At 38.2% G+C, this 1,528-nt stretch carries 3 protein-coding genes and 1 pseudogene; all 4 read right to left on the minus strand.

What is annotated here, in order from left to right:
- Positions 1–156, minus strand: a pseudogene (locus D0S45_20285) (paraslipin).
- A complete protein-coding gene (locus tag D0S45_20290; protein TIH08941.1) occupies positions 143–418 on the minus strand; it encodes a hypothetical protein in 276 nt (91 codons plus the stop codon). The pseudogene D0S45_20285 and the gene D0S45_20290 overlap by 14 nt, the downstream one beginning before the upstream one ends.
- The gene (locus D0S45_20295) at positions 402–1,079 is read right to left on the minus strand and encodes a hypothetical protein (protein ID TIH08942.1); all 678 of its coding nucleotides are present in this window, start codon (positions 1,077–1,079) and stop codon (positions 402–404) included. Before D0S45_20295 ends, D0S45_20290 begins: the two co-directional genes overlap by 17 nt.
- Before the next feature lie 340 nt (positions 1,080–1,419).
- Positions 1,420–1,528 (minus strand): paraslipin (locus D0S45_20300; GenBank protein ID TIH08943.1); only part of this gene is annotated, 109 nt, incomplete at its 5' end.

Here is a 1,528-nt window from a genome sequence, read left to right on the forward strand (position 1 = left end):
TTTTACGCTGCCGCTCTTTCCCTTAACCTTACCGTAAACGCTCATGGCAGTGCTAACCATGGAAGCGACATTACCGGCCTCGGCAGGAAGGATCAGAGTTGTTGATTCACGGGCCAGACCTTCGAAAGCTTCCACGTAACGTTCAGCCCACTGAATACGAATCTATTTTTGAAAATTTAAAACTTCGGGCAATTATATTTCCGTCAACCTTTGTTCCGTCTTCATTTACATTTTGTAAATCAATTGATTTTATACCAAGTTCATCTCTGCTTTTTTTGCAGCATACTCTGCAGCCCCCTATCCCCCCAGCAAGATACCCTTGCTGCGCTAGAGCTTCCCTGTTTCGCTCTGCTTTAGTTGAAGAATTATCAATCAGATTTTGTATAGTTTTAGCACTTTTATTACTTGCTATTCCCATGAGCCCGTCTCTCCATCCAATTTACGAAATTAAAAATGACACAAGCAACAAAGCAAATGACAAAATACATTACCAAATACAACATATATGACAAAGAATTAGACCTATTGTTATACTCACTAAAGATATCAATACAATAATAGTCAATATTCATTAATAGAATCACAACAATACAAAAAAGACTAAACAGATAAAAAGATATGTTTTTTAATTTGCAGCGAAGCGGCACTACTTCTGCTACGAATCTTAAAAAAGATTTCCTAAATATATACATACAAAAAATAGAAACAAATGATGATATTAAAATCATAGATTTAAATATTAAAAACCAAGAATCTATTTTAATAAGACCAACATACTGCCCCAAAACAAAAGGAAAAGTTAAAAATGAATACACACCAAACAAGACATAAAAAGGGTTGTCCGACGCAAATTTTTTATCTTCCTCCTTATCGAATCCATCATTACGCGAGCTATCAGTTAGGTAGCCAAAAATTGAATAAATAGAGACAAATATGATCCCTGCAAATTCATTCTGAGGGTATAGGTCGGAAAACTTAGAGGAGACGGGATTCTGCTCCTGCAAATACACCAAGAAAAAACCAGACGTAATTGCCAGTGAAGAACAAAAATTTCGAAATCGAACAAGTAACTTATACACCTACCACTCCACCACAGCAGCACCACTCCCATCAGGAGCAACCTGACGACTCTTAACAATTTTCCCTTCAAAAATAGTCCGCTTCAAATCCTTCATTTCAGTCACACATTGACAGATGCCCAGCAGACATAGGCAAAAGACATTCCGTCTTTGCGGAAAATTCTGAACTGACGCAAACGGACCAGAGGCACAACTCAGAGACTATATTCAAACGAAACTCGTATTATAACAACACTCACCCAAAAGCAATACATTGAATTCATACGCCTGAACCGTAAAACCCGGCCATTACAGCCGGGTCTTATTATGATCATTTGCTTCCGCCCTACGGCGTAATTATTTATTCCAAAGTAAAATCGAATTCTCCCTGACCTTCTTTCTTCCCAGCTTTTACGCTGCCGCTCTTTCCCTTAACCTTACCGTAAACGCTCATGGCAGTGCTAACCATG

The organism is Marinifilum sp. JC120, assembly GCA_004923195.1.
Taxonomy (GTDB): Bacteria; Desulfobacterota; Desulfovibrionia; order Desulfovibrionales; family Desulfovibrionaceae; genus Maridesulfovibrio.